At 39.0% G+C, this 4,511-nt stretch carries 3 protein-coding genes; 2 read left to right on the top strand and 1 reads right to left on the bottom strand.

Features of this window, described 5'->3' with window-relative positions; all coding sequences use genetic code 11:
• The first annotated feature begins 6 nt into the window (after nucleotides 1-6).
• Both sppA and ansA read left to right on the top strand, forming a co-directional pair.
• Nucleotides 7-1,872 carry a signal peptide peptidase SppA gene (sppA, locus tag H5072_RS12440; protein WP_039489813.1) on the top strand — a complete coding sequence of 622 codons (1,866 nt, stop codon included), beginning with the start codon at nucleotides 7-9 and terminating at the stop codon, nucleotides 1,870-1,872.
• Nucleotides 1,873-1,954: 82 nt separating this feature from the next.
• The gene (ansA, locus tag H5072_RS12445; RefSeq protein WP_002962901.1) at nucleotides 1,955-2,965 is read left to right on the top strand and encodes an asparaginase; all 1,011 of its coding nucleotides are present in this window, start codon (nucleotides 1,955-1,957) and stop codon (nucleotides 2,963-2,965) included.
• Nucleotides 2,966-3,033: 68 nt separating this feature from the next.
• Here the strand turns inward: ansA and gndA are convergent, their stop codons facing one another.
• Complete coding sequence (gene gndA / locus H5072_RS12450) at nucleotides 3,034-4,407, bottom strand: NADP-dependent phosphogluconate dehydrogenase (protein WP_024596644.1); 1,374 nt, start codon at nucleotides 4,405-4,407, stop codon at nucleotides 3,034-3,036.
• Nucleotides 4,408-4,511: the final 104 nt, after the last annotated feature.

A 4,511-nucleotide genomic window follows, 5' to 3' on the forward strand; every position in this document is an offset into this window, starting at 1 on the left:
GCTATTTTGATAGCAAAGGTATTTAAAGGTATTTGGGCTGGAATTAATTTTTCTCGTCGCTTAATACTAAACATTTTGTTTTTATTACTGGTAATTGTTTTCTTTGTGTCACTCTCAAGTGACGATGATCAAATAATAGTTGAAAATGGCTCTGTACTTAGGCTTAACTTAAATGGCCCTATTGTTGAAGAGAAAACATATATAGACCCAGTTGAAGCCGCAATTAGTGATGCAACTTCTGGTTCTGAAGCACCAAGCGAAATATTACTCGACGATATTGTTGAAGTAATAAACGAGGCGACTAAAGACGATCGTATCACGGTGATATTGCTTGATTTACAAGAGATGCCTAAAGCACATTTAAATAAACTTAAGCAAATTACAAAGGCTATTGATGCCTTCAAGCAAGCTGGCAAAAAAGTAATTGCATCGGGTTATTACTATACTCAAGCGCAATACTATATTGCATCGCATGCTGACGAAATAGCTATGCACCCATACGGCAGCGTAGGTATTGAAGGTTATGGCATGTACCCGCTTTACTTTAAAGATGCACTTGAAAAGCTTGAAGTAACGCAGCATATTTTCCGTGTTGGTACATTTAAGTCAGCAGTAGAACCTTTTATTCGTAACGACATGTCCGATGCAGCTAAAGAAGCTAACCGCGTTTGGTTAGGCGCTCTTTGGAGCGAATACAAACAAGATGTTGCCGCTGTTCGCCCGTTTGATGAGTCAAATTTTGACGAAACAATGGACGTATATCTAGAAAAAATGAAAGCTGCCGATGGCGATGCAGGTAAATATGCACTTGATCACCAGTGGGTTGACTCTTTAAAAACAAATCAGCAAGTTCGCAAACAATTAATTGATTTAGTGGGCACACAAGAAGATGGTAAGACATTTAAGCAAGTTTCATTTCGTGAATACTTAAGCTTAATTAAACCGCCTATTGAAATTGATAACCCTATTACCGAAAAAGTAGCGGTAGTTGTTGCTAAAGGTACGATTGTTGATGGTGAGCGTAAAGCGGGCGAAATTGGGGGTGACTCTACAGCTGCCCTACTTCGTAAAGCACGCCTAGATGATAAAGTTAAAGCGGTTGTACTACGTATCGACTCTGGTGGCGGTAGTATGTTTGCCTCTGAAGTTATTCGTGCTGAAGTATTAGCCCTTAAGGCTGCTGGTAAACCTGTTATTGCTTCAATGAGTTCTGTGGCTGCATCAGGTGGTTATTGGATTGCCTCTGCTGCAAACGAAATTTGGGCAGCACCAAGTACAATTACAGGCTCAATTGGTGTATTTGGTACCTTTATGACATTTGAGAAAACCTTATCGAAAATTGGTGTTTATTCAGATGGCGTTGCAACAACCGAAATGGCTGGCTTTTCTATCACTCGTCCACTAAATGAAAAAATGGGCCAAGTAATTCAAATGAATGTTGAGGAAGCATACGGTCGCTTTTTAAATGTTGTTGCTGATGCGCGTAATATGACGCCTGAGCAGGTTGACAAAATTGCCCAAGGCCGTGTATGGATTGCATCTCAAGCACTTGAACTAGGTTTGGTTGATAAGCTAGGCGACAAACAAGGTGCGATTGAAGCCGCTGCTGCACTTGCCAAGCTTAATCATTATGAAGTTAAAACTATTAAACAAGATTTAAGCTCGCAAGAAAAAATGATTCAAAACATTTTTGGTAATGCGTCTATTAAATCAATGCTTGGTTTGCAAACACAAAAAACATCTGTGTTAGCAACACAAGCTAATTTACAAAGTGTTATTAACCAATTAAGTACTGAAGTTGAAAACCTTAAAGATTACAACGATCCACAAGGTGTATACGCACGCTGTTTAGTGTGTAACGTTGCACAATAAAAGTGCATAGCTTCACCTAATCAGCTGTATTTAAAGCTGCTTAACGTTATACTAGGCCCAGTTTTTTTACTGGGCTTTTTTTATGAAACGTAAACGCATTTATATCGCTTATACTGGCGGTACTATAGGTATGAAAAAATCGAGTCGAGGCTATATTCCAGCTGAAGGTTTTTTAACAGAAACCGTAGTGAATAACGCAGAATTTAATCGTGATGAAATGCCTTTGTTTGATATTCACGAATACTGCCCTCTTATAGATTCTTCAGACATGTCACCAGAGCATTGGCAACTCATTGCTAATGATATTAAAGATAAATACCAAGATTATGATGGTTTTGTGGTGCTCCATGGCACTGATACTATGGCGTATACAGCCTCAGCGCTGTCATTTATGTTCGAAAATTTGACTAAACCAGTGATTGTAACCGGCTCACAAATTCCGCTCTCACAATTACGTTCTGATGGCCAAGTAAACTTACTTAATGCCATGTATTTAGCTGCAAATTATCCTATTGCTGAAGTAAGTCTCTTTTTTAATAACCAACTGTTTAGAGGTAATAGAGCAACTAAAGCACACGCGGATGGGTTTAATGCTTTTGCCTCGCCGAATCTAGACCCCTTAGCGTTATCGGGTATTAATATTCAACTTATTAAGGGGCAGCTTAGCCCATATGTTGAAAATGAGCTGCAAGTTACACCTATTACACCTCAACCTATCGGGGTGCTTTATTTGTATCCTGGCATTAGCCAAGAGGTAGTTAAAAGCTTGGTCAATGGCAATATTAAATCACTGGTGCTACTGAGTTTTGGTGTAGGTAATGCACCACAAGATCCGAGCTTTTTGTCAATACTCGAAGAAGCAAGTAAACGTGGCGTCGTAATTGTTAACTTAACTCAGTGTTTAAAAGGTCATGTAAACATGGGTGGCTATGCAACAGGTAATGCGCTATTAAATATTGGTGTAATAAGTGGGTACGATATGACCCTTGAAGCATGTTTAACTAAGTTACATTATTTATTTAGCCAAAAGCTTGAAGTCGAAACGATTCGTCATTTAATGCAAGATAACTTACGTGGTGAGTTAAGCCGTTAATTTTTACGGGCTAAAAATACAAAAGGCACGCTAAATAGCGTGCCTTTATCGTTTTAAACAACTGTTTTTTATCTAACTTTAGCGTCTATATCTACTAAATCAGTTAAATGACACATTTCACCACTGTGGGTTTTTATGCCATGCTCACCAAAGTAATCACGCTGGGCTTGAACTAAATGCCCATTACTCGGTGTAGTTAATGTTGCTAAATACGTTTGTGTAGCTCCCAATACAGGGAATGCTAAACCAGTCATTATTGCTTGACCGGTAATTTTGCGCAAAGAGTTAGACTCTTTTTCAAGAGTGTCAATAAATTCAACACCTTGTGCAACGCTATCTAGGTAGTCAGCACGGATTATACAACCAGCGCGCCATGTTTGAAGCGTTTTAGATAAATCTACTTTCCACTGATGAGTACGTGATGCACCTTTAATTAGCGCTAAACCTTGACGATACGCAAGTAAGCTTGCAAGTAAGAACGCGTCTTTTAGCTCTTCTAAATCAATTTCAACATTGTTCGTTGATTTAGATGCATATGTCATCTCTTGTGCAGCCGTTGTGTTGCATGCATTAGTTAAATGACGAGCTTGAACAGCAGCAACAAGTGAAGGGACAGCAATACCAAGTTCGAGTGCATTTTGCGCAGTCCAAAGACCAGTGCCTTTAGCGCCAACTTTATTATCAATTAAGTCCGCAAGCGGTACATTATTATGATTTTCAAGTGACAATATATGGCTAGAAATAGACAGTAAGTAACTATTTAATTGACCTTCTGACCAGTCATTAAATATCTCAGCTACTTCTTTTGGAGAACGATTAGTACCTAAACGAAGTAATTGGTACACTTCTGCAATAAGTTGCATCAGTGCGTATTCAATACCGTTGTGAACCATTTTTACAAAATGACCACTTGCTGATTGGCCAACACGTGCAAAACATGAATCGCCATTATAGCTAGCAGCTACTTTTTCAAACCATGGCTCAATACGTTCCCAACCACCTTCAGAACCACTTGCCATCATTGCAGGACCATGGCGAGCGCCTTCTGCACCGCCAGAAATTCCCATAGTGGCAAATTCAAATTTATTTTGGTATTTGAGTTTACGCGTTATACCGTCTTTATAATTACTATTGCCGCAATCGACTATCATATCGTTACAATTAACGCCGGCCTCTACAAGTTCATTACAAACTGTATCAACTAACTCACCAGCAGGAACAAGTAATAAAATAGAACGAGGTGCCTCTAAACGCCTTACCATGTCACTTAAATCAGAGACAATGTGAAGCCTATCAGCCATGCCTTGTGATTTGGCACAACTTAGTAACTCTTCACCCGCATGTGGGTTTTTATCATAAGCGACTAGCGTTATCCCTTTTTCAATCAAGTTTAGGGCAAGATTTTTTCCCATAACGCCTAACCCTACTAATGCAACTTGCATCTAGTGTCCTCCTCGGTAACAACTATTTGGTTAGAAAATTCAGTGTATAAATTAAATAATACCGCGTGCATTATACTCATACAGTCATAAAATACTAACTATGA

The organism is Pseudoalteromonas sp. SR45-5, from assembly GCF_014163565.1.
GTDB lineage: Bacteria > Pseudomonadota > Gammaproteobacteria > Enterobacterales > Alteromonadaceae > Pseudoalteromonas > Pseudoalteromonas distincta.